General features: G+C 70.7%; 17 protein-coding genes. 7 read left to right on the plus strand and 10 right to left on the minus strand.

The annotated features are described in order from the left end of the window. Positions 1 to 30 precede the first annotated feature (30 nt). The 4 genes from PXH83_RS09455 to PXH83_RS09470 all read right to left on the minus strand — a co-directional run bounded on the left by PXH83_RS09455 (position 31) and on the right by PXH83_RS09470 (position 6818). Positions 31 to 1464 carry a S28 family serine protease gene (locus PXH83_RS09455; protein WP_274558810.1) on the minus strand — a complete coding sequence of 478 codons (1434 nt, stop codon included), beginning with the start codon at positions 1462 to 1464 and terminating at the stop codon, positions 31 to 33. Between the two features lie 65 nt (positions 1465 to 1529). Continuing rightward, a complete protein-coding gene (locus tag PXH83_RS09460; protein ID WP_274558812.1) occupies positions 1530 to 1919 on the minus strand; it encodes a hypothetical protein in 390 nt (129 codons plus the stop codon). A gap of 129 nt (positions 1920 to 2048) precedes the next feature. Then, positions 2049 to 5789, minus strand: a complete 3741-nt coding sequence (locus PXH83_RS09465) for an ABC transporter ATP-binding protein (protein WP_274558814.1) — start codon at positions 5787 to 5789, stop codon at positions 2049 to 2051. 111 nt (positions 5790 to 5900) lie between these two features. Next, positions 5901 to 6818 carry a serine hydrolase gene (locus PXH83_RS09470; RefSeq protein WP_274558816.1) on the minus strand — a complete coding sequence of 306 codons (918 nt, stop codon included), beginning with the start codon at positions 6816 to 6818 and terminating at the stop codon, positions 5901 to 5903. Between the two features lie 86 nt (positions 6819 to 6904). Between PXH83_RS09470 and PXH83_RS09475 the strand changes: the two genes are divergently transcribed. Continuing rightward, positions 6905 to 7522 carry a histone deacetylase gene (locus PXH83_RS09475; RefSeq protein ID WP_274558819.1) on the plus strand — a complete coding sequence of 206 codons (618 nt, stop codon included), beginning with the start codon at positions 6905 to 6907 and terminating at the stop codon, positions 7520 to 7522. A gap of 109 nt (positions 7523 to 7631) precedes the next feature. Continuing rightward, on the plus strand, positions 7632 to 8114 hold the full coding sequence (locus PXH83_RS09480; RefSeq protein WP_274558821.1) for an LppU/SCO3897 family protein: 483 nt from the start codon (positions 7632 to 7634) through the stop codon (positions 8112 to 8114). Between the two features lie 81 nt (positions 8115 to 8195). On the opposite strand, the gene PXH83_RS09485 is transcribed toward PXH83_RS09480, so the two are convergent. The 3 genes from PXH83_RS09485 to PXH83_RS09495 form a co-directional block, all read right to left on the minus strand. Next, the gene (locus tag PXH83_RS09485) at positions 8196 to 9878 is read right to left on the minus strand and encodes a thiamine pyrophosphate-binding protein (RefSeq protein ID WP_274558822.1); all 1683 of its coding nucleotides are present in this window, start codon (positions 9876 to 9878) and stop codon (positions 8196 to 8198) included. Beyond that, entirely contained in the window at positions 9875 to 10858 is a 984-nt protein-coding gene (gene speB, locus PXH83_RS09490) for an agmatinase (protein ID WP_274558823.1), read from the minus strand. The genes PXH83_RS09485 and speB overlap by 4 nt, the downstream gene beginning before the upstream one ends. A gap of 71 nt (positions 10859 to 10929) precedes the next feature. Continuing rightward, positions 10930 to 12414, minus strand: a complete 1485-nt coding sequence (locus tag PXH83_RS09495; protein WP_274558825.1) for a sodium:solute symporter family protein — start codon at positions 12412 to 12414, stop codon at positions 10930 to 10932. 184 nt (positions 12415 to 12598) lie between these two features. On the opposite strand from PXH83_RS09495, the gene PXH83_RS09500 reads away from it, so the two are divergent. From PXH83_RS09500 to PXH83_RS09510, 3 genes are all read left to right on the plus strand, one after another. Then, complete coding sequence (locus tag PXH83_RS09500) at positions 12599 to 14155, plus strand: PucR family transcriptional regulator (RefSeq protein ID WP_274558827.1); 1557 nt, start codon at positions 12599 to 12601, stop codon at positions 14153 to 14155. 107 nt (positions 14156 to 14262) lie between these two features. Beyond that, positions 14263 to 15420, plus strand: a complete 1158-nt coding sequence (locus PXH83_RS09505; protein ID WP_274558829.1) for an acyl-CoA dehydrogenase family protein — start codon at positions 14263 to 14265, stop codon at positions 15418 to 15420. Then, entirely contained in the window at positions 15421 to 16323 is a 903-nt protein-coding gene (locus tag PXH83_RS09510; RefSeq protein ID WP_274558831.1) for an acyl-CoA thioesterase, read from the plus strand. Here the strand turns inward: PXH83_RS09510 and PXH83_RS09515 are convergent. The 3 genes from PXH83_RS09515 to PXH83_RS09525 all read right to left on the minus strand — a co-directional run bounded on the left by PXH83_RS09515 (position 16313) and on the right by PXH83_RS09525 (position 19100). Continuing rightward, positions 16313 to 17095 (minus strand): phosphatase, encoded by a 783-nt coding sequence (locus tag PXH83_RS09515; protein WP_274558834.1) that lies wholly within the window; start codon positions 17093 to 17095, stop codon positions 16313 to 16315. The two genes, PXH83_RS09510 and PXH83_RS09515, sit on opposite strands and share 11 nt — an antisense overlap. A 105-nt stretch (positions 17096 to 17200) precedes the next feature. Further along, positions 17201 to 17824, minus strand: coding sequence for an SACE_7040 family transcriptional regulator (locus PXH83_RS09520; protein ID WP_274558837.1), 624 nt, complete (start codon positions 17822 to 17824; stop codon positions 17201 to 17203). 67 nt (positions 17825 to 17891) lie between these two features. Next, complete coding sequence (locus tag PXH83_RS09525; RefSeq protein ID WP_274558840.1) at positions 17892 to 19100, minus strand: DUF418 domain-containing protein; 1209 nt, start codon at positions 19098 to 19100, stop codon at positions 17892 to 17894. Positions 19101 to 19319: 219 nt separating this feature from the next. Between PXH83_RS09525 and PXH83_RS09530 the strand changes: the two genes are divergently transcribed. Both PXH83_RS09530 and PXH83_RS09535 read left to right on the plus strand, forming a co-directional pair. Beyond that, positions 19320 to 20936, plus strand: a complete 1617-nt coding sequence (locus PXH83_RS09530) for a carboxyl transferase domain-containing protein (protein WP_274558842.1) — start codon at positions 19320 to 19322, stop codon at positions 20934 to 20936. Between the two features lie 13 nt (positions 20937 to 20949). After that, complete coding sequence (locus PXH83_RS09535) at positions 20950 to 23019, plus strand: ATP-binding protein (protein WP_274562738.1); 2070 nt, start codon at positions 20950 to 20952, stop codon at positions 23017 to 23019. Positions 23020 to 23021 lie beyond the last annotated feature (2 nt).

Here is a 23021-nt window from a genome sequence, read left to right on the forward strand (position 1 = left end):
CGGGCACAGCCCACGGTGCAAGGAGGAGCGTTACGGCCTCAGGGTCTGCTCGCGCTGCACGTCACGCTTGTCGAGCTTCGCGTCGAAACCGGTCAGCCTCTTGGCCTTCGCCGGGTCCGCCTGGACGGCGGCCGGGGCCACGCCCGCCCATTCGAGGATCGCCGCGGTCGCCTTCGCCTTCTCGGCGGGGGCGAGGCCCGCGACATTGGCGCCGTGGTTGGCGCCGGGCGCGGTGTAGACGTAGGAGTCGCGCGCGCCCTTGCCGAGGCGGAACGGCTCGGCGCTCCACGGGTCGTTCTGCCCGTTCACGAACTGCATCCGTGTGGCGTTGTGCCGCACCCAGCTGTCCACGTCCCGCATCGCGCTCGGGCTGAACTTCATCGGGATGTCGCGCGGCACGTAGACGCGCGGCTGGAAGAAGTCCGGGCCGTACTTCATGAGGCCGTCGAGGTGCGGGTACTTGACCTGCGGTGCGCCCAGCTGGGTGCCCGCCTGGTAGTAGTACGGCGTGTACGTCGCCAGGCTCTGGTCGCTGTAGGCGGAGAAGCCGGAGATCGCGTCGACGTAGTCGTAGATCACCTGGTCCGAGGAGTCCGCGGCGGGTACGTCCGCGCAGTCCGCCGCCCGGCTGTACTGCCAGAAGGCCCACACGAAGTCGAGAACCGTGGACTCGTACGCCTTGTCCAGGCTGCCGACGGTGTCGAAGGAGGCGTTGTTGGCGTCCGCCCACTCCTTGACCTTGGCGCTCAGCGGGCCACGCCGCTCAAGTGCCTCGCGCTGTACGGCGTTCAGGGCGTCGCGGCACTCCTTGGTGCCGACGTTGCGGAAGAAGCGGTCGTACGCCGCGTCCTCCTTGTTCACCACGTCGTTGGGCGCGACGTACGCGACGACGCCGTCCATGTCGCGCGGGTAGAAGCGCTCGTAGTACGTCGCGGTCATGCCGCCCTTGGAGCCGCCGGTGGAGATCCACTTCTTGGAGTAGATCTTCTTCAGGGCCTTGAAGATGCGGTGCTGGTCGCTCGCGGCCTGCTTGATGTCGAGCTTCGACCAGTCGGCCGGCGACGGCCGGGACGGGGTGAAGAAGCGGTACTCCATCGACACCTGGTTGCCGTCGATGATCGCCGTCGGCTCACTGCGCCGAGGGGTCGTCGAGACGTTGTAGCCACTGGTGAAGAAGACCGTCGGGCGGCTGGTGTCCTTGTGCAGCAAGGTGATCCGCTGCTTGAAGGTGCCCTTGGACGGGTCCCGGTGGTCGACCGGCTGGGTGTAGTTCAGTACGAAATAGCGATAGCCGGTGTACGGCTTCTCCTCGACCAGGCTCATGCCCGGTATCGCGAGTATGCGTTCCTTGATGTCCGGCTCTGCGGCGGTGGTGACCGCCCCGGCCGGCGCGGCGCCGCCGATTCCCACGGTGCCTATGAGCACCACTATCGACAGCAGCCATCTGAGCGCCTTGCGCCCCATTCGCCCTCCCCTGTAGTCACAGACGACGGGGCGAACCTAGCCGGGCAACTCCCTTACCACCAGGGTCAGCAGAGAATCCAGCCAGTGGAGACCTTCCTGACGCCGATCGAACCCTCGGCCCGTACACACCGGTTGAGGGCGTAGACCTTCACCGGGCCGGCCCGGTGCGTGAAGTGGCCGCTGTCCTTGGCGGTGCGGCTGCCGCGCGCCTGGACGGTGACGGACATGTGCCGTCGCACACCGGGGCTCTTGGAAACGGTCATGGCGCAGACGTAACGACGGCTCTTGTAGATGCGCAGTTCGCCGGTCGCGAAGGAGACCGTTTTCACCTTGCGGCCGGCGCATGTCGAAGCTGCGGCCTCGGCGCTCCGGGCGCCGGGGCCCGCAAGGGTCAGGCCTGCGGCCGCGATCAGGATGGCAAGTCCATATATGCCGTATTTCAAGTGTTTTCTCATCGCCCCACCGAACACTCGTGTCCCCTTCCCCCACATGAGCGTACGTGCGTACGGACGCACAAGAGGCACGGTGCGGTTGCAGCTGAATTCGTGGCGGAATTCGCCGCGAAATGTGCGCCGCCGGCGTACTCAGACGGCCGCGGGCTCGTCCTCGCCCACGAAGGTGCGCCACAGCCGGGCGTACGTCCCGTCCAGCGCCAGCAGTTCGTCGTGCGTGCCGTCCTCGACGACCCGACCGTGGTCCATGACCACCACCCGGTCCGCGCGCGCCGCCGTCGTGAGGCGGTGGGCGACGACCAAGGTGGTGCGGCGGCCGGTGAGGCTGTCCGTGGCCTGGTTGACCTGCGCCTCCGTAGCCAGGTCCAGGGCGGCGGTCGCCTCGTCGAGGAGCAGGACGTCGGGGTCGACGAGTTCGGCGCGGGCGAGGGCGATGAGCTGGCGCTGGCCCGCGGAGAGGTTGCGGCCGCGTTCGGCGACTTCGTGGAGGTAGCCGCCGTCCAGCGTCGCGATCATGTCGTGCGCGCCGACCGCCCGGGCCGCCGCCTCGACCTCGGCGTCGGTCGCTTCGGGCCGCCCGTAGGCGATCGCGTCGCGGACCGTACCGGCGAAGAGGTACGCCTCCTGCGGTACGACGCCCAGGCGGTGCCGGTACGCCGTGATGTCGAGGTCGCGCAGGTCGGCTCCGTCGGCCGTGATGCGGCCCTTCGTCGGATCGTAGAACCGCGCGACCAGCTTGACCAGGGTCGACTTGCCCGCGCCGGTCTCGCCGACGAAGGCGACGGACTGGCCGGCGGGGATGCGCAGGTCGATGCCGGTGAGGGCCTCTTCCTCGTCGCCGACCCCTTCCTTCACATACGTGAAATGCACGTCCTCGAAGGCGATTTCGCCGCGCAGCGACGGGACGGCCTTCGGCCTGTCGGCGTCGCCGGTCGACGTCGGCTCCTGGAGGAGCTCCTGGATGCGCCGCAGCGAGACGGTGGCCTGCTGGTAGCCGTCGAAGACCTGGGAGAGCTGCTGTACGGGCGCGAAGAACAGGTCGATGTAGAGGAGGTAGGCAACCAGCGCACCGGTGGTCAGCGTGCCCGCGTCCACCCGCCCCGCGCCCACGATCAGCACCGCCGCGGCGGCGACGGACGACAACAGCTGCACGAACGGGAAGTACACCGAGATCAGCCACTGACCGCGCACCCGCGCCTGCCGGTAGCTCGCACTGCGCTCCGCGAACCGCACAGCGCCTGTGCGCTCACGCCGGAACGCCTGGACGATGCGCAGCCCGGACACGGACTCCTGGAGGTCGGCGTTGACGAGACCGACCCGGTCGCGTGCCAGCTCGTACGCCGCCACGCTCTTCTTCCGGAAGAAGTACGTGCCGATGACCAGAACCGGCAGCGTCGCGAAGACGACCAGCGCCAGCTGCACATCGATGACGACGAGCGCGGCCATGATGCCGAAGAAGGTGACGAGGGAGACGAAGGCCGTGACGAGCCCGGTCTGCAGGAATGTCGACAAAGCGTCAACATCGGTCGTCATGCGGGTCATGATGCGGCCGGTCAGCTCGCGCTCGTAGTAGTCCAGACCGAGCCGCTGGAGCTGGGCGAAGATCTTGAGGCGGAGCGCATACAGAACACGCTCGCCGGTCCGCCCCGTCATCCGTATCTCGCCGGTCTGCGCCGCCCACTGCACGACCACGGACAGCAGCGCGAGCCCGGCGGCCGTCCAGACCGCGCCGAGCGCGAGCTGGGTGACGCCTTCGTCGATGCCGTGCCGGATCAGGATCGGCAGCAGCAGCCCCATCCCGGCGTCGAGGGCCACGAGGAGCAGGCTGAACAGCAGCGGCAGCCCGAAGCCGCGCAGCAGGCGGCGCAGGCCGTACGACTCCTCCGGCTGGACGGCGCGGGCCTCGTCGACGGCCGGAACGTCGTCGGCGGGCGGCAGCGCGTCGACCTGGGCGAGGAGCTCGGGGGTGGCCGGCATGCCGGGCGCGTGGTCGGTGGCCTTGTCGGGAGAGCTCTCGTCGCGCACCCACAGGTCGGGCGTGATGCCGCGCTCGGCGTCGAACTCGGCGTCCAGTTCGGCCTGCACGGTCCGGTCCTCGGCCGGTTCCGGAGCCTTGAGGAGCGTGTGACCGGGCGATACGCCGCCGAGCTCGTCGGGGTCGGTCAGCAGCCGCCGGTAGAGCGCCGAGCGCTGCTGGAGCTCGTCGTGCGTGCCGATGTCGGCGAGGCGGCCGCCGTCGAGGACTGCGATGCGGTCGGCGAGGTTGAGGGTGGAGCGGCGGTGGGCAATGAGCAGCGTCGTACGCCCGGCCATGACGGACTTCAGCGCCTCGTGGATCTCGTGCTCGACCCGGGCGTCGACGGCGGACGTGGCGTCGTCGAGGAGGAGGAGCCGGGGGTCGGTGAGGATGGCGCGGGCGAGGGCGATGCGCTGGCGCTGGCCGCCGGAGAGCGTCAGGCCGTGCTCGCCGACGGTCGTGTCGTAGCCGGCCGGCAGCTCGGAGATGAAGCGGTCGGCCTGGGCGGCGCGGGCGGCGGTCTCGATCTGCTCGTCCGTAGCGTCGGGGCAGCCGTAGGCGATGTTGGCCCGGACGGTGTCGGAGAACAGGAAGCTGTCCTCGGGTACGAGCCCGATGGCGGCCCGGAGCGAGTCCAGGGTGAGCTCGCGGACGTCGTGCCCGCCGACGAGGACGGCCCCGCGCGACACGTCGTAGAAGCGCGGCAGGAGGAGCGAGATCGTGGACTTTCCGCTGCCGGACGAGCCGACGACGGCGACGGTCTCGCCGGACCGGATCTCCAGCGAGAAGCCGTCGAGTACGGGCCGCTCGTCGTCGTAACCGAAGCTAACGTCGTCGAACTCGACGGTCGCCTCGGCATCGGCCGGAAGTTCCTTGGTGCCGTCCGCGATGGACGGCTCGGTGTCGATCAGCTCCAGTACGCGCTCGACACCGGCCCTCGCCTGCTGCGCGACGGTGAGCACCATGGCCAGCATCCGGACCGGCCCGACGAGCTGTGCAAGGTAGGCGGAGAAGGCGACGAACGTACCGAGAGTGATCTCGCCGCGCGTGGCCAGCCAGCCGCCGAGCGCCAGCATCGCCACTTGCCCCAGGGCGGGCACGGCCTGGAGGGCCGGGGTGTACCGGGAATTCAGTCTGACGGTGCGCATCCGCCCGGCGAAGAGCCGCCGGCTGACCTCGCGCAGCTTGCCGGTCTCCTGGTCCTCCTGCCCGAAGCCCTTGACGACGCGTACGCCGGACACGGCGCCGTCGACGACGCCCGCGACGGCGGCGGCCTGCCCCTGGGCGTACCAGGTGGCGGGGAAGAGCCGGACGCGACTCAGCTTGGCGATGAACCACAGGGCGGGGGCGACGGCGAGCGCGACCAGGGTGAGCAGCGGCGAAAGCCACGCCATGATCACGAGGGAGATCAGGAAGAGCAGGAAGTTGCCGATGGTCATGGGCAGCATGAAGAGCAGGCTCTGGATCAGCTGAAGGTCGCTGGTGGCGCGGCCGACGACCTGCCCGGTGGACAGCTCGTCCTGCCGTCTCCCGTCGAGCCGGCTGATCGTCCCGTACATCTCGGTACGGAGGTCGTGCTGGACGTCGAGGGCGAGGCGGCCGCCGTAGTAGCGGCGGATGTACGTGAGGACGTACACGACGACGGCTGCGGCTATCAGGAGCCCGGTCCAGACGGCGAGCGAGCGCGAATGGTCACCGATGACGTCGTCGATGACGATCTTGGTGATCAGCGGCACGAGGGCCATGACCGCCATGCCGCCGAGCGACGACCCGAGCGCGAGGACGACATTGCGCCGGTACCGCCAGGCGTACCCGGCCAGCCGCCGTGCCCACCCTTGATCTGCCGCCGACGCCACTGATGCCTCCCGATCGTCCTGCTCTACCGGAAGGCACCAACGCGGCTGGGGGCCGTTTTCATCCCGCTGCAACAAAGACGGGTCTCTGGTCCTAGGACCCGTACGAACTCGTCAGCCCTGCGGCACGGCCGGGATCACCTCGCGCGGTGCTTCCGTCGGGGCGTAGAGCGTCGAGGCGCGGGCCGTCGGGTTGAGGGCCTTGTGGACCGCCCGGGACACGGCCTGGATGGTGTTCACGCCGTCGTCCATGGTCTCGTTGTCCTGCGTGAGGATCGTGATCGCGTAGTTGTGGCCGCCGCCCGTGAACGCACCGATGGAGTGCACCCGCCAGCCGTACGTGGCACGGGGCAGCCAGCCGTTCTTGACCTGGATGGTGGCGGTGGCCGGGGCGCCGGCGGGAGTGCCCCAGCGCTGGGAGGAGATGACCTTGCTCATCAGGCCGAGGGTGTACGACCGCGAATTGTCGCTCAGGACGGTGTTCTTCGCGGTGAGCAGGGCAAGCAGCTTCTGCTCGTCGCGTGCGGTGATCTGCGTGAGTCCCCAGTAGCCGCCGGTGCCGGGGACGGTCTGTGTCATCCCGGCGGCCTGCAGGAACGCCTTGATCTTGGTCATGCCGAGCTGTCGCCACAGTGTGCTGGTGGCGCTGTTGTCCGACTTGGTGATCATGGCGGTGGCGAGCCTGGTCTCGGTGGACGTCAGGTAGCGGTTGGTCTTCTTGGCGTCCCACAGCAGCACGGCGAGGACGGTCACCTTGACCACGCTGGCGGAGTCGTACTTCTGGGTGGAACGCAGGGTGCAGGTGGTCTTGGTGGTGCGGTCGTACAGCGAGATCGCCGTCGTGGACTTCCGTCCCTTGAGCGCCGCGGTGATGTCCGTGGTCAGCTTGGCCGCCAGCCCCGCCTTGCCTGATGTGCAGGCCACCGTAGGCGTGGTGGCGGCAGCGGCGGGCGCTGCGGCGGCGGCGGGCACGAGTACGCCCACGGCCAGAACTGCGGCGATCGTGCCCCGGGTTATTCGGTTGTGCGTCATAGTGTGGCTTCCGTCCCCTCGTGGTTCTTGTACAGATGACACGTCGGAGACGGAAAGGTTGTACGGGACGCGGGAGCAGGACGCCTATGGACGGCCATGTCTGGTACACGGCATACGGCTCCAACATGCATATGGACCGCCTGTCGTTCTACATCGCGGGCGGTCGTCCGCCGGGAGCCTCCAGGACCTACCCAGGGTGCCGGGATCAACGTGCCCCGGAAAGATCTGTCCCGGTCGAGCTGGACGGCGCACTGTACTTCGCCACGGAGTCTCCGGTGTGGACCGGTGGGAGGGCCTTCTACGATCCCGGGGCGAAGGGGCGGGTATTCGGCCGGGCGTATCTGGTCACGGTTGAGCAGTTCGCGGACATCGCGGCCCAGGAGATGTACCGGGAGCCGGGCGGCGGCCTCGACCTGACCGAGGCGCTGAGCCGCGGCAGGGCGACGCTGGGAAGCGGTCGCTACGAAACGCTCATTCACCCGGGCGTGCTGGACGGCTTACCGATGCTCACCTTCACGGCTCCGTGGAGCATCGGCGAAGTCGAGTGGAACAGGCCGTCCGCCGACTACGTGCGGTACCTGTCCGCAGGGCTGCTTCAGGCGGGTGCGTGGGACGCGACCACCATCGCGTCCTATGTCGCAGCTTGCCCGGGAGCCGCCGGGCACTGGAGCGCGCGCGAGATCGCGGATCTCATCTCGTACTGACGGACGTACGGGGTCTGCTGATGGGAGATCAGGCGGCGAACGGTAGCCTGCATCGGTCAACATCGTGTTGACCTTCTGTCGTGCCGTCAACCATCGGGGTCACTCAGTCATGTCCGCACCGCCGCCGCCCTACCAGAATCACCCTCCGCAGCAGCCGTACGGCTATCCGCAGCCGCAGCCCGGGCCGCAGCAGCCGCCGCGAGGGCCGCAGAGGCAGGGGCAGCAGACGCACCCAGTGCAGGCGCTGTTCGCCGTCCTCATTGTCCTGGCGATCTTCGGCGGTGGGGCCTGGTACGTGTACGACTACAACACCAATCCCAACGGCGGCAAGGCCAAGGAGCAAGCCGCCGTGGACGCGCAGAACGAGAAGAACAAGAAGCACGAGCCGAAGGCCGGCGACTGCGTCAAGGTCCAGGACCCCAAGGGCGATCCGCTGCCGACGATCGTCGACTGCGGCTCCCCCGAGGCGGAGTACAAGACGGGCGACACGCTGTACGGCGCCGCCATGGAATGCGGGGCGAAGTTCGACTACGGCATTCAGTACTCGAACCACCCGGGCGGCGACTACACGCTGTGCTTCACCAAGGTCTGAGGTCCGGCCTTCGGCCCGCTTTCCGGCTTCCGGCCGTCGCCCGCAGGAGCGGGCGGCGGCCGGAGCTGTTTCCGCGCAGGCTCAGAGGTGCGTCGGGGCGAACATCCGCAGCAGGGCCGGGAGTACGACCACCGACGGACCCGGGGCCGACAGTGCCTTCGCCAGGTCCTCGCTCAGCGACTCCGGCGTCGTACGCATCGCCGGTACGCCGAAGGATTCGGCCAGGGCGACGAAGTCGGGGCGGGCGAGTTCCGTGCCCGTGGCCTCGTCGAAGGCGTCGGTCATGTACTCGCGGAGGATGCCGTAGCCGCCGTCGTCCACGATCAGCCAGGTGACCGGAAGGTTGTGCTGGCGGGCGGTGGCCAGTTCCGCGATGGAGTACATCGCGCCGCCGTCGCCCGACACCGCGAGCACCGGCGTCGTCGGGTCGGCCGCCGCAGCGCCGATCGCCGCCGGGAAGCCGTAGCCGAGGCCGCCCGCGCCCTGCGCCGAATGCATGGTGTTGGGGTGGCGGGGGTCGAAGGCGGACCACGCCCAGTACGCGAGGATCGTCATGTCCCAGAAGCTGGGGGACGTGTCAGGCAGCGCCTCGCGGACGGACGCCAGCACCTGGCGCTCCAGGGTCAGCTCCTGGGCGTCGATACGGGCCCGGACCTTCTCCCGCACCTCGGCCGCGCGCTCCGCGGCCGTCGCGTCCTCGCGGGGTTCCACCGTCTCCAGCAGCGCCGACAGCGCCAGGCGAGCGTCGGCGTGGATGCCGAGAGCCGGGTGGTTGGACTCCAGCTTGCCGAGGTCCGCGTCGATCTGGATCACGCGGCCGCGCGGCTTGAACGTGTAGTAGTTCGAGGAGAGTTCGCCCAGGCCCGAGCCGACGACCAGGAGGACGTCCGCGTCTTCGAGGAAGTCCGTAGTGTGGCGGTCCTCCAGCCACGACTGGAGCGAGAGCGGGTGTTCCCAAGGGAACGCGCCCTTGCCGCCGAAGGTGGTGACGACCGGTGCGTTCAGCGTCTCGGCGAGTGCGAGCAGCTTTCCGGAGGCGTCGGAGCGTACGACACCACCGCCCGCGATGACTGCGGGGCGGGCGGCCGTCGACAGCAAGTGGGCTGCCACCGCGGTCAGTTCGGGGCGCGGCGCCAGCTCGTGCGGGGTCGCGTCCATCGCCGTGACGCGGGGGAGAGTCGTCTCCGCGAGGAGTACGTCCTGGGGGATCTCGATCCACACCGGGCCGTGCGGGGCTGTGAGGGCCGATTCCCAGGCCTCCGCGATCGCCGACGGGATCTGCGAAGCCGTACGGACCGTGTGGACCGACTTCACGATGTCGCGGAACGACGCCTTCTGGTCGCGGAGTTCGTGCAGGTAGCCGTGCCGGCCGCCGCCGATCCCGGCCGACGGGACCTGGCTGCTGATCGCGAGGACGGGCGCCGATGCCGCCGCGGCCTCCTGGAGCGCGGCGAGCGACATCAGGGCGCCCGGGCCCGTGGAGAGGAGCAGCGGGGCCGCCTCGCCGGTGATGCGGCCGTACGCGTCGGCGGCGAAGCCCGCGTTGTTCTCGACGCGCAGGCCGACGTACGACAGCGAGGAGCGGCGCAGCGCGTCGAACATGCCGAGCGCGTGCTGGCCGGGGAGGCCGAAGACGGTGGTCGCGCCGAGTCCGGCCAGGGTCTCGACGACCAGGTCGCCGCCGTTGCGCCCGGCGGGAGGGTTCAGCGCGGCCTCGGTCTGTGCGGCGGTGGGGCGCAGCACCAGGTCGTGGTCGTGGGTCACTGCGACGAGCCCGCCGTCCTCGCCGCCGCGATCTGCCGGGACATGATCGTGGTCAGCTCGTACGCCGTGTGGGAGGCGGCGACGGAGGTGATCTCCGCGTGGTCGTACGCCGGGGCGACCTCGACGACGTCGGCCGAGACGAGGTTGCAGGAGGACAGACCCCGCAGGATCTCCAGGAGCTCGCGGGAGGTCATGCCGCCCGCCTCCGGGGTGCCCGTGCCGGGCGCGTGGGCCGGGTCGAGGCAGTCGATGTCGATGGAGATGTACAGCGGGCGGTCGCCGATGCGCTGGCGGAGCTGGTCGGCGACCTCGTCGGCGCCGCGCCGGTAGACGTCGGAGGAGGTGACGATGCCGAAGCCCATCTTCTCGTCGTCGGTCAGGTCCTGCTTGCCGTACAGCGGGCCGCGGATGCCCACGTGGGAGAGCGCCTCGGTGTCGAGGATGCCCTCTTCGACGGCCCGGCGGAACGGCGTGCCGTGGGTGTACTCGGCGCCGAAGTACGTGTCCCAGGTGTCGAGGTGCGCGTCGAAGTGCAGCAGGGCGACCGGGCCGTGCTTCTTCGCGACGGAGCGCAGGAGGGGAAGCGCGATGGTGTGGTCGCCGCCGAGCGTCATCATGCGGGCGCCCGTGCCGAGGAGGTCGTCGGCCGCGGCCTCGATCGTCTCGACGGCCTCGTTGATGTTGAACGGGTTGGCGGAGATGTCACCGGCGTCCGCGACCTGGGCGAGCGCGAAGGGCGACGCGTCCTGCGCCGGGTTGTACGGGCGCAGGAGGCGCGACGCCTCACGGATCGCATTGCCGCCGAAGCGCGCGCCGGGGCGGTAGGAGACCCCGGAGTCGAAGGGCACACCGACGACGGCGACGTCGGCGGTGCCGACCTCGTCGAGGCGGGGCAGCCGCGCGAACGTCGCGGGGCCCGCGTACCGCGGGATGCGGGAGGAGTCGACGGGGCCGCGCGGCTGGTTCTCGCTGCTGCTCATGTGAAATGCCTTCTTCCGGGCGCTTCGTTGCGCTTCATTGCGTTTTTTGCTGTTCGTTGCGTTATACGACTTTAGCCGGGTGTGGGGACGTACTCGGACTCGGCCTCGGGCTCGGGTTCCGCCCCGCGCCCCGCCAGCCGCTCGCGCCAGGCGGCCAGCACCGCGGCGTCGGTCGGGCGGGTGGCCAGGCTGGCGACGACGTACGCCGCGAGGGACAGCAACAGGCCGTAGTAGACGGGCTCATTGGCAAGGATGCCGTACACCGCCATCAGGCCGACGACCGCGACTCCGCCGACGGTCACGGACGCCAGGGCGCCGTACACCGTGCCGCGCTTCCAGAGGAGACCGCCGAGGATCGGTACGAGCAGGCCGCCGACCAGGAGGTTGTAGGCGACGGTGAGGGCCTCGACGACGTTGTTCAGCATGATCGCGATGCAGATGACGGCGATGCCCATGATCAGGATGAAGGCGCGGTTGCCGCGCACCTCGTCGTGCGCCTCGCCGCCCTTCTCCCCCGGTACGACGGCGCCGCGCAGCCGCGACCAGATGTCGTTGTTGGCGACGGTGGCGCAGGCGATCAGCGCGCCGGACGAGGTCGACATCACGGCGGCCAGCGCCGCCGCGAGGACCAGGCCGCGGACGCCCATCGGCAGCTCGTCCCTGACGATGGTCGCGAAGGCGTCGTCCGCGTTGGCGAGGTTCGGGTAGAGGACCTTGGCGGCCGTGCCGATGACGGCGCCGGCGAGGGCGTAGACGAGGCAGTACGTACCGGCGACCGTGCCGCCGTAACGGGCGACCTTGTCGCTGCGGGCGGTGAAGACCCGCTGCCAGATGTCCTGGCCGATCAGCATGCCAAAGGTGTAGATCAGCACGTACGTGAAGATCGTCTCGCCGCCGATGCCCAGCGGGTCGAAGTACTCGGTGGGCAGCTTCGCCTTCATCTCGCTGAAGCCGCCCGCCTTGACGACCGCGATCGGCAGGAGCAGGAGCAGCACGCCGATCGTCTTGACGACGAACTGCACCATGTCGGTGAGCGTGATCGACCACATGCCGCCGAGGGTCGAGTACGCGACGACGATCGCGCCGCCGAGGACGATCGACAGGCCGCGGTCCATGCTGAAGATGACGTCGAAGATCGTGGCGTACGCGATGGTCGACGTGACGGCGAGCATGAGCGTGTACGCCCACATGACAACGCCGGAGATGATGCCGGCGCGGCCGCCGCCGTACCGGAGATCCAGCATCTCGGAGACCGTGTAGACCTTCAGGCGGGCGATGCGCGCGGAGAAGAAGATGCTGAGCGCGAGGAGTCCGAGGCCGATGGCGAAGACCATCCAGGCGCCGGAGAGGCCGTACTGGTAGCCGAGGCCGACGCCGCCGATGGTGGAGGCGCCGCCGAGGACGATGGCCGCCATCGTGCCGGAGTACATGCTGGGGCCGAGTCGGCGGCCCGCCACCAGGAATTCGCTCTTGGACTTGGCGCGGCGCATGCCCCACCAGCCCATGGCCAGCATTCCGGCCAAGTAAATGGCGATCACCGTGTAGTCGATGGCCATGGGCCCTCCTTCGCGCAACCTCAGTGGCGTGTCGTGCAGGGATCTCAGGGGAGTCCGGCGGCTCTTGTGCGGGGACATCCGCCCGTACCCGCGGCCGCCGGTCGGCACGACAGTAGGTGGCCGGAAGGCAACGCTGAAGTGTACGTTTCATCCATCCTCACGAGCCCATATGGATGGACCATCCATGCAGGAACCGTCAGCCCCGTCCCCACCGTCCCCACCGTCCCCACCGTCCCCACCGTCCCCGCCGTCCCCGGCGATCCCGCTGGCCGCGCTGCTGGCCCGGGAGGATCTCGGCCTGCGCCGGATCGCGGGCCCCGAGGACGCCGACGTCCACTGGGTGCACACCTCGGAGATGGCCGACCCGTACCCGTACCTGCTGGGCGGCGAGCTGCTGCTCACAGCAGGCGTCCTGCTGACGGACGCCGACCACTACGTGTCGCGGGTCGCTCAGGCGGGTGCGGCGGCGCTCGGTTTCGGCGTGGCGCCGGTGTACGACACGGTCCCTCCGGCGCTGGTCGAGGCGTGCGACCGCTACGGCCTGCCCCTCCTGGAGGTCCCGCCGCCGACCACGTTCACGGCGATCGCCCGCGCGGTGTGGCGCCTGATGGCGGAGGCCCGCCACCGCGAGCTGCGCCGCGTGACCGAGGCCCAGCAGGGCCTGGCGTCGGCGGCGGCCCGCCCCGACCCGGTCCCGGCGGTCCTGAACCAGCTCACGGCGAGGCTGGGCGGCGCATGGGCGGTACTCCTGTCGCCGGAGGGCGCCCCGCTGGCGGCAGCCGGCAGCCCGCCTCCCGCGGAGGCACAGACCGCCCTGACCCGTCTGGCCCACGTGGTGAACCCCTCGGGAAGGGGCGGGGTGGGGGAGATCTCCGCTCCCAGGGCCGCGCCCTCCTCCGCCACCGACGCCGTGGGCGGCACCCACCTCGCCGCCTACGCCCTCACCGGCGGCCAGGACCTCGTCCTCGGGGTTGCCTCCGAGCGGCGTACGGCCGGGGACCACACCATCGCCGGGGTCGCCGTCGTGCTGCTGTCGCTGCTGACCACGCCCCACCAGGGCACGGCCGAGGCCGGCCGCGCCGCCGCGCTGGTGCGGCTGCTGCTGGGGGCGGACCCCGCCGACGTGGCGCCGGAGCTGGGCGCGGGCGAGTGGACCGTGGTGCACGCCAGGCCCACCGGCCCGGGCAGCGGCGCACCCGGGAGCACCGCAGCGGGCGGCCGTCGGGGCCCGCTCGCCGCCGCAGCCCTCGGCGCCGCGCTCGGCAGCGCGCTGGTGGACGCGGCGGAGGACGGCGGGGTGCGGGTCCTGGTGAGCGGAGCCCGCGACATCGCGCCGCAGCCCGGCTGGACGCTCGGCGTGAGCTCCCCCGTCCCCGCGCGCGACCTCCCGGCGGCCGACACCCGCGCCGCCCAGGCGGTACGCCGCGCCGAGGCCACCCGCAGCCCACTGGTGCGCGACCGGGGAGAGCCTGGCGAGGGCGTCGCGTCGCTGGTCGCGCCGGACGAAGCCCGGGCGCACGCCCGCGCACAGCTGGCCCCGATCGCGGAGACCCCGGCGCTCACCGAGACACTGCGCACGTGGCTGTCGCTGCACGGGAGCTGGGACCGTACGGCCGTCGCGCTGGACGTGCACCGCAATACGGTCCGCCAGCGCATCGCCCGCTGCGCGACCCTCCTCGGGGCCGACCTCGACGACGCGGACGTACGGATGGACCTCTGGTTCGCGCTGCGCTGGCTGTGACGCGTACGACCGTCCCGCACCCTCGACAGTCTCGGTGACCAACCGGTAACTTATGAATGAGCAAGCGCTTAGACAATGCAGCAGAAGCCAGAGGGAGGGCGTGACCCGTGCGCCGTAGCGTGTACAACGAAGACCACGAGGCGTTCCGGGAGACCATCCGGGCCTTCATCGAGGCCGAGGTCGTCCCGGTCTACGACGAGTGGTTTGCGGCGGGCCAAGCGCCTCGCGACTTCTACTACAAGCTCGGTGAGCTGGGCGTCTTCGGGATCAACGTTCCCGAGGAGTTCGGCGGCGCGGGCCTGGACACCCACAAGTTCGAGGCCGTCCTCTACGAGGAGACCTCGCGCGCGGGCGTCAACTTCGGCGGCTCCGGCGTTCACGTCCTGCTCGCCCTGCCGTACATCAAGATGCTCGCCACCGACGAGCAGAAGAAGCGCTACCTGGAGAAGTTCGTCTCCGGCGAGGAGATGTGGGCGCTGGCGATGACAGAGCCGGGCACCGGCTCCGACGTCGCGGGCATGAAGACCACCGCCAAGCTCTCCGAGGACGGCACGCACTACGTCCTCAACGGCGCCAAGACCTTCATCACCGGTGGCGTCCACGCCGACCGCGTGATCGTCTGCGCCCGTACGTCCGCCCCGACGGCCGAGGACCGCCGCTTCGGCATCTCCCTCTTCGCCGTGGACACCAAGTCCGAGGGCTACTCCATCGGCCGCAAGCTCGACAAGCTCGGCCTGCGCACCTCCGACACCGCCGAGCTGGCCTTCGTCGACGTCAAGGTCCCGGTCGAGGACCTGCTCGGCGAGGAGAACAAGGGCTTCTACTACCTCGGCGCCAACCTGCCCTCCGAGCGCTGGGGCATCGCCTTCGGCGCCTACGCGCAGGCCAAGGCCGCCATCCGGTTCGCCCAGGAGTACGTGCAGGAGCGCACCGTCTTCGGCAAGCCGGTCGCCCACTTCCAGAACACCAAGTTCGAGCTTGCCGCCTGCCAGGCCGAGGTGGACGCCGCCGAGGCCGTCGCCGACCGCGCCCTGGAGGCCCTGGACGCCGGTGAGCTCACCGCCGCCGAGGCCGCGAGCGCCAAGCTCTTCTGCACCGAGGTCGCGCACCGCGTGATCGACCGCTGCCTCCAGCTGCACGGCGGCTACGGCTACATGAACGAGTACCCGATCGCCCGCCTGTACGCCGACAACCGCGTCAACCGCATCTACGGCGGCACCAGCGAGGTCATGAAGTCGATCATCGCCAAGTCGATGGGCCTGTAAGTGCCAGAGGCTCTGGACGCTCTGCTCGATCTGCTCGACCTGGAGCAGATCGAGCAGAACATCTTCCGGGGACAGTCCCGCTCGGCCGTCGTCCCCCGCGTCTTCGGCGGCCAGGTGGCCGCCCAAGCGCTGGTCGCGGCGGGCCGGACCGTCCCCGAAGTTCCCCAAGCTCTCGGCTCCGCTCGACCAGGGGAGGCCCCAAGCCTGGTCCACTCCCTGCACGCGTACTTCCTGCGCGCCGGGGACCCGGGTGCGCCGATCGTCTACACGGTCGACCGCATCCGCGACGGCCGCTCCTTCACCACGCGCCGCGTCGTCGCCGTCCAGCACGGGCAGCCGATCTTCCACTTCTCCGCGTCCTTCCAGACGTACGAGGACGGGCTGGAGCACCAGTACGACATGCCGGCCGCGCCGGAGCCGGAGACCCTGCCGACGGCCGCCGAGATGCTGCCACGGCACCTCCCGGCGGACGTGGCCGCGCGACTGATCGAGGCGCGGGCGGCGGTGGACCTGCGGTACGCCGACGTGCCGCCGTGGGGCTCCGCCGGGGAGCCGCGCGCGCCGCGCTCGCAGGTCTGGTTCCGTACGAACGGCAAACTCGCCGACGACCCGCTCCTGCACGTCTGCCTGGCCACCTACGTCTCCGACATGACGCTGCTCGACTCGGTGCTGCTGGCCCACGGGCGCGGCGGCTGGGCGGTGGGCGACGTGGTCGGGGCCTCCCTCGACCACGCGATGTGGTTCCACCGGCCCTTCCGGGCGGACGAATGGCTGCTGTACGACCAGGAGTCGCCGTCGGCGTCGGGCGGACGGGGTCTGGGCCAGGCCAGGATCTACACGCAGGACGGGCGGCTGGCGATCACCGTCATCCAGGAGGGCGTGGTCCGCGTCCCTAGGCGATGAGTCCTGCCGCATCGAGCAGATACTCCGTCAGGGGCTCGTAGTACCGCGGGTCGACGACATGGTCGTCGAGCGGAACGGCCACCTGAAGGGTGCCTTCCGCCTCGCCGATGAAAAGGGCAGGGTCGTTGCAGTCGGCGTACCCGACGGAGTCGATCCCGCGCTGCCCCGCGCGCCCGGCCCAGCCGTGGTCGGCGACTACGAGGTCGGGCAGCGCGCTGTCCTCGGCCTCCAGGGCGTCCAGAATGGCGTTCATCGGCTCCGGAGAATGGGTGTGCCACAGGGTGGCGCCGCGCTCGAAGAGAGCGACGTCGGCGAACTGGACGACGTACCCCTCGTCCGCGACGAGCCCGCCCGGAATCCGCACGATGTCGCACCCGGCGGCCCGCAGCCGGGCCGCAGTCCTGCTGTGTACGTCGATCAGCGCGCCGGGGTGCCCGGTGGCGAACAGCACCCGCTGCTTCCCGGCGGCGGCCTTGCGCAGCCGGGCGGCCATCCGGTCGAGGGCGTCGACGGTCAGCTCGGGGTCGATGGTGTCCTGCCCGACGCGGTGCTCGGGGTCGTCACTTACGCCGCAGCGCTCCGCCATGACGGCGAGGACGTCCTGCTCGTCGGCCCACCTGTCCCCCAGCTCCAGGCCCAGCCAGTAGTGGCGGTCGCCGTTGGCGAGCTTGCGGTAGTGGGAGAGGTTGTTGTCGCGGGGGGTGGCGACGTCTCCGGCGATACGGGTGCGGACGAGGTGGTCGACGAGGGCGGCACGGCTGGGTATCGGCATGAACCCATTGTGCCGTCAGGCGAGCACGGCGCGCTGGACGCTGGGCCGAGGCCCCCACCTCCGGCCCGTCGGCCCCCCTCCGGACGGAGTCCGGGAGGCGCTCCCTCAGCCGACCCCCGCCGGAGCCAACGCCCCGAACGCCCCGTGCGCAAGCCTCCGCAGCAGCCCCTCCATCGCCGCCCGCCCCGGCAGCCCACTGCCGTAAGACCCGAGGTGCGGCGTCGAGTTGAGCAGCCCGAACACCGCGTGCACCGCCGACCGCGCCTCGGCCTCCGGTACATCCGGATTCAGCTCCCGCACCACTGCCACCCACAACTCGACGTACTGGCGCTGAAGCTGCCGCACCCTCTTGCGGTCACTGTCCCTGAGGCGGTCCAGTTCACGGTCGTGCAGGGTGATGAGGGGGCGGTCGTCGAGGGCGAAGTCGATGTGGCCGTCGATGAGGGAGGCGAGGACGGCCTCCGGGCTGCCGTCGGCCGCCTCCGCCGCCGCGCGCTGCCTGCCGCCGTCCAGCAGCCGCTCACTGATGCCGACGAGCAGCTCGGCGAGCATGGCGTCCTTGCCCGGGAAGTGGCGGTAGAGACCGGGGCCGCTGATCCCTACGGCGGCGCCTATCTCGTCGACGCCCACACCGTGGAAGCCGCGTTCGGCAAAGAGGCGCGCGGCCTCCTTGAGGATCTGCTCGCGGCGGGTCGGAGCCGCGACGCGGGCGGCGGCGTTGGTGCTCATGCGTCCATTCTAAACCGGCAGGTTAGCGGGCGTTAACCTCTGCGAAACAGGCCCTCCAACCAGCACCCTACGGCCGCCCGCCGACCGTCACCGCCCGCAGCACCCACTCCACAGGCCCCAGCCGGTACCGGCGCATCAGCCGGCCACTGAGGGCGAGCTGTGCGCCGTACAGGACGAGCGCCCCGCACACCACAGCCGCGGCGCCCACCCGGCCGTACAGACCGAGGCCGTAGCCGGTGAAGACCAGCGCCATGACGAGCGACTGGCTCAAGTAGTTGGTGAGCGCCATCCGCCCGGCGGGAGCCAGCCGGGCGGCGACGCGGCCGCCGCGACGGGTGCGCAGCCACAGCAGCAGGGCACTGGCGTACGCGGCGGAGAGGGCCGGTGCCGTGATCATGCCGACGGCCGAGGCGAGCAGTTCCCAGCGCCCCGGGAGGGGGCCCGTAACCCCCGCCGCCATGAAGAGCGCCCCGGGCAGGCCGACACACAGGCCGATCACGCACAGGCGGCGCAGGCGGGCCGGGGTGGCACGGCTGATCCACTCCCGCTTGCCGGCGGCGAAGCCCGCCAGGAAGGCGGCGACGACGAAGCCGCCCATGAGCACCGCCGCGACGAGGTACTCGGGCCAGGCTCCGACATTCGCACCGACGACGTCGGCGAAGCCGCCACGGTAGGCAGCGGTGAGCCGCGCCGCTTCGGCACCCATTTCGGCGTCCATCTCGGCCTCGTACGAGGGCCCGCCGAGCAGCCCGAGCAGGCCGACGAGCAGCAGCAGGCAGCCGGCGACGGCGAAGACCCAGATCGCGGCGGTGCGCGCGGCGGCGGGCGCGGCGCGGCGGGCGGCGAGCAGGAGCAGACCGAATACGGCGTAAATCATCAGGATGTCGCCGGTGTAGAGGAATGCCGCGTGCAGCAGGCCGAGGACGAACAGGCCGAGCAGGCGACGTGCCATACGGGGCGCGAAGCGGGCACCGGCGCGCTCGGCCGAGCCGATCTGGAGCGTGAAGCTGTAGCCGAAGAGGAAGGAGAAGAGCAGATAGAACTTGGCCTGCGCGAAGGCCACCACCAGCCATTCGGCGACACCGTCGGCGCCGGAACCTGCGGCACTGCCGAGGCCCGCGGCGTCCAGCCCGGACATGGTCATGACGTTGACCAGCAGAATGCCGCCCAGCGCGAATCCGCGCAGGGCGTCGACCTCCAGGAGGCGCCGCCCGGAAGGCGTAGGCGTGGGCGTGGGCGGATGCACCGGCCCCGTTGTCGTTGTCTCGTGGGCCATACGCCCGTCCCCCGTGTGCTGTTCGGTCGGATATCGCGACCGGAGCATGACAGTCGGCCCGCCCGGGGCGCGTCGCTCCACAGCACGAAAAGGGGTCATCCCGGAGGACGAAATCCATCGGCAAGGTTCACCCTGGACAGGGAGGTTAGCGCTCGTTAACCTGAAGGAGGGCGTTAACGCTCATTAACATCACATCGACCGGGCAAGGGGGCTCAGGAGATGCGGCAGGCACCGGTGCTTTCCAGCACCGCCGATCCGGCAGCCGAGGCATGGCGGGCCAATGAAGCGGCCCATCAGGAGCTCGTGGACGGACTGCGGAACAGGCTGGCCGCGGCGCGGCTCGGCGGCGGTGAGAAGGCCCGTGCCCGGCACACCGCACGCGGCAAGCTGCTGCCCCGCGACCGCGTGGACGCGCTCCTCGACCCCGGGTCGCCGTTCCTGGAGCTGGCTCCACTGGCAGCCGAGGACATGTACGGCGGGGCCGCCCCGGCGGCCGGGGTGATCGCGGGGATCGGCCGGGTCAGCGGCCGGGAGTGCGTGATCGTCGCCAATGACGCCACCGTCAAGGGCGGCACGTACTACCCGATGACCGTCAAGAAGCACCTGCGGGCGCAGGAGGTCGCGCTCGAAAACCGGCTGCCCTGCCTGTACTTGGTGGACTCCGGCGGCGCCTTCCTGCCCATGCAGGACGAGGTCTTCCCGGACCGGGAGCACTTCGGGCGCATCTTCTACAACCAGGCCAGGATGTCGGGCGCGGGCATCCCGCAGATCGCGGCGGTGCTCGGGTCCTGCACGGCGGGCGGGGCGTACGTCCCGGCGATGAGCGACGAAGCGGTCATCGTCCGCAACCAGGGCACGATCTTCCTGGGCGGGCCGCCGCTGGTGAAGGCGGCCACCGGCGAGGTCGTCACGGCTGAGGAGCTGGGCGGCGGCGAAGTCCACTCCCGTACCTCCGGGGTCACCGACCATCTCGCGGAGGACGACGCCCACGCCCTGCGGATCGTCCGGAACATCGTCGCGACGCTGCCGGCGCGCGGCGCGCTGCCGTGGTCGGTCGAGCCGGTCGAAGAGCCGAAGGTCGATCCGGCGGGACTGTACGGCGCGGTGCCGGTGGACTCCCGTACGCCCTACGACGCACGCGAAGTGATCGCGCGGGTCGTCGACGGTTCGCGATTCCAGGAGTTCAAGGCGGAGTTCGGGCAGACCCTGATCACCGGTTTCGCCCGTATCCACGGGCATCCGGTCGGCATCGTCGCCAACAACGGCATCCTGTTCTCCGAATCCGCCCAGAAGGGCGCGCACTTCATCGAGCTGTGCGACCAGCGCGGCATCCCCCTGGTCTTCCTCCAGAACATCTCCGGCTTCATGGTCGGCAGGGACTACGAAGCGGGCGGCATCGCCAAGCACGGCGCGAAGATGGTGACGGCGGTGGCGTGCACGCGGGTGCCGAAGCTGACGGTCGTCGTCGGCGGGTCGTACGGCGCGGGGAACTACTCGATGTGCGGCCGGGCGTACTCCCCCCGCTTCCTGTGGATGTGGCCCAACGCCAAGATCTCGGTGATGGGCGGCGAGCAGGCGGCGTCGGTCCTTGCGACGGTCAAGCGCGACCAGTTGGAGGCGCGCGGGGAGTCCTGGGCTCCCGAGGACGAGGAGGCCTTCAAGGATCCGATCCGCGCGCAGTACGAGCAGCAGGGAAATGCCTATTACGCGACGGCGCGTTTGTGGGACGACGGCGTGATCGACCCGCTGGAAACGCGGCAGGTGCTCGGCCTGGCCCTCACGGCCTGCGCCAACGCCCCGCTGCCCGAGCCCGCCTTCGGCGTCTTCCGGATGTGAGTGACAGATGACGATGTTCGACACAGTCCTGGTCGCCAACCGCGGTGAGATCGCGGTCCGCGTCATCCGTACGCTCAGGGAGCTGGGCGTGCGCTCGGTCGCGGTCTTCAGCGACGCGGACGCGGACGCCCGGCATGTACGGGAGGCGGACACGGCGGTCCGCATCGGCCCGGCGGCGGCGTCCGAAAGCTACCTGCGCACGGACCGCCTGCTGGACGCGGCTGCCCGTACGGGCGCGCAGGCCGTCCACCCCGGCTACGGCTTCCTCGCAGAGAACGCGGCCTTCGCGCAGGCCTGCGAGGACGCCGGCCTTGCCTTCATCGGCCCGCCCTCCTCCGCCATCGCCCTGATGGGCGACAAGATCCGGGCCAAGGAGACGGTACGGGCGGCGGGCGTCCCCGTCGTCCCCGGCTCGTCCGGCAGCGGCCTGACCGACGCCGAACTGGCTTCCGCAGCACGGGAGATCGGCATGCCGGTCCTCCTGAAGCCATCGGCCGGGGGCGGCGGCAAGGGCATGCGCCTGACACGGGTCGAGTCCGCGCTGGCGGACGAGATCGCGGCGGCGCGGCGCGAGGCGCGGGCGTCGTTCGGCGACGACACGCTGCTCGTGGAGCGGTGGATCGACCGGCCCCGCCACATCGAGATCCAGGTCCTGGCGGACGCCCACGGCAATGTGATCCACCTGGGCGAGCGCGAGTGCTCGCTCCAGCGCCGCCACCAGAAGATCATCGAAGAGGCCCCCTCGGTCCTCCTCGACGAAGCCACCCGCGCCGCGATGGGCGAGGCGGCGGTCCAGGCGGCGCGCTCCTGCGGCTACCGGGGGGCGGGCACGGTGGAGTTCATCGTCCCGGGCAACGACCCCTCCTCGTACTTCTTCATGGAGATGAACACCCGCCTCCAGGTCGAGCACCCGGTGACAGAGCTGATCACCGGCCTGGACCTGGTGGAGTGGCAGCTGAGGGTCGCGTCCGGGGAGCAACTCCCCTTCTCTCAGAAGGACATCACCTTCACCGGCCACGCGGTCGAGGCCCGTATCTGCGCGGAGGATCCCTCCCGTGGCTTCCTCCCGTCCGGCGGCACAGTCCTGTCCCTGTACGAGCCGCAGGGGTGGGGGTCCCCCCTGTTCGAGCGGAGCCGAGAACTCGGGGGAGGGGTGCGCACGGACTCGGGCCTCACACAGGGCACGGAGGTCGGCAGCATCTACGACCCGATGCTGTCGAAGGTCATCGCGTACGCCCCCGACCGCCCCACGGCCCTGCGCCGCCTGCGCGCCGCCCTGGCGGACACGGTCACCCTGGGCGTCCCGACGAACGCGGGCTTCCTGCGCCGCCTGCTGGCCCACCCGGACGTCGTATCGGGCGACCTGGACACGGGCCTGGTGGAGCGCGACGTGGACGGCCTGATCCCGGACGGCGTCCCGCCGGAGGTGTACGCGGCGGCGACGCTGCTGCGGACGGGGGGAAGCAGCTCCGCCGCCACCGGCTGGGCGGACCCCTTCTCCGCCCGCTCCGGCTGGCGGCTCGGCGGCACCCCGGCCTGGACGGTGCACCACGCCCGCGTACCGGGCCACGAGCCGGTGGCCGTCCGGCTGCGCAGCACCGCAGCGGGCACGGAGATCCTGATCCCCGCCGCGGAGGCGTCGGGCGGCGCGGAGCCACCGGCCGCCGGGGCCAGGCTCGTCGACGTCACCCCGGACCGCCTCACCGTCGAACTCGCCGGCATCACCCACACCTTCAGCCACGCCACTGGCCCGGAGGGCATCTGGCTCGGCCGGGACGGCGACTCCTGGCACGTCCAGGATTACGACCCGGTCGCCGCCGCCCTCAGCGGCAGCGCGCGTTCCGGGGTCGACACCCTCGCGGCGCCCATGCCGGGGACCGTCACCGTCGTCAAGGTGGCGGTCGGGGACCACGTCGACGCGGGGCAGAGCCTCCTCGTCGTCGAGGCCATGAAGATGGAGCACGTCATCTCCGCCCCGCACGCCGGCACCGTCACCGAGCTCGACGTGACACCGGGCTCGACCGTCGCCATGGACCAGGTCCTGGCCGTCGTCGTCCCGGAGACCCCTGAGGAGGAGCTGTGACG

The sequence above is a fragment of the Streptomyces spiramyceticus genome (assembly GCF_028807635.1).
In the GTDB taxonomy this organism is placed as follows: domain Bacteria; phylum Actinomycetota; class Actinomycetes; order Streptomycetales; family Streptomycetaceae; genus Streptomyces; species Streptomyces spiramyceticus.

What these genes read in the sequence shown, in the direction of transcription:
- PXH83_RS09455 (WP_274558810.1), bottom strand. Translation starts at nt 1,464, where the DNA reads ATGGGGCGCAAGGCGCTCAGATGGCTGCTGTCGATAGTGGTGCTCATA.
- PXH83_RS09460 (WP_274558812.1), bottom strand. Translation starts at nt 1,919, where the DNA reads ATGAGAAAACACTTGAAATACGGCATATATGGACTTGCCATCCTGATC.
- PXH83_RS09470 (WP_274558816.1), bottom strand. Translation starts at nt 6,818, where the DNA reads ATGACGCACAACCGAATAACCCGGGGCACGATCGCCGCAGTTCTGGCC.
- PXH83_RS09475 (WP_274558819.1), top strand. Translation starts at nt 6,905, where the DNA reads ATGGACGGCCATGTCTGGTACACGGCATACGGCTCCAACATGCATATG.
- PXH83_RS09480 (WP_274558821.1), top strand. Translation starts at nt 7,632, where the DNA reads ATGTCCGCACCGCCGCCGCCCTACCAGAATCACCCTCCGCAGCAGCCG.
- speB (WP_274558823.1), bottom strand. Translation starts at nt 10,858, where the DNA reads ATGAGCAGCAGCGAGAACCAGCCGCGCGGCCCCGTCGACTCCTCCCGC.
- PXH83_RS09495 (WP_274558825.1), bottom strand. Translation starts at nt 12,414, where the DNA reads ATGGCCATCGACTACACGGTGATCGCCATTTACTTGGCCGGAATGCTG.
- PXH83_RS09500 (WP_274558827.1), top strand. Translation starts at nt 12,599, where the DNA reads ATGCAGGAACCGTCAGCCCCGTCCCCACCGTCCCCACCGTCCCCACCG.
- PXH83_RS09515 (WP_274558834.1), bottom strand. Translation starts at nt 17,095, where the DNA reads ATGCCGATACCCAGCCGTGCCGCCCTCGTCGACCACCTCGTCCGCACC.
- PXH83_RS09520 (WP_274558837.1), bottom strand. Translation starts at nt 17,824, where the DNA reads ATGAGCACCAACGCCGCCGCCCGCGTCGCGGCTCCGACCCGCCGCGAG.
- PXH83_RS09525 (WP_274558840.1), bottom strand. Translation starts at nt 19,100, where the DNA reads ATGGCCCACGAGACAACGACAACGGGGCCGGTGCATCCGCCCACGCCC.
- PXH83_RS09530 (WP_274558842.1), top strand. Translation starts at nt 19,320, where the DNA reads ATGCGGCAGGCACCGGTGCTTTCCAGCACCGCCGATCCGGCAGCCGAG.
- PXH83_RS09535 (WP_274562738.1), top strand. Translation starts at nt 20,950, where the DNA reads ATGTTCGACACAGTCCTGGTCGCCAACCGCGGTGAGATCGCGGTCCGC.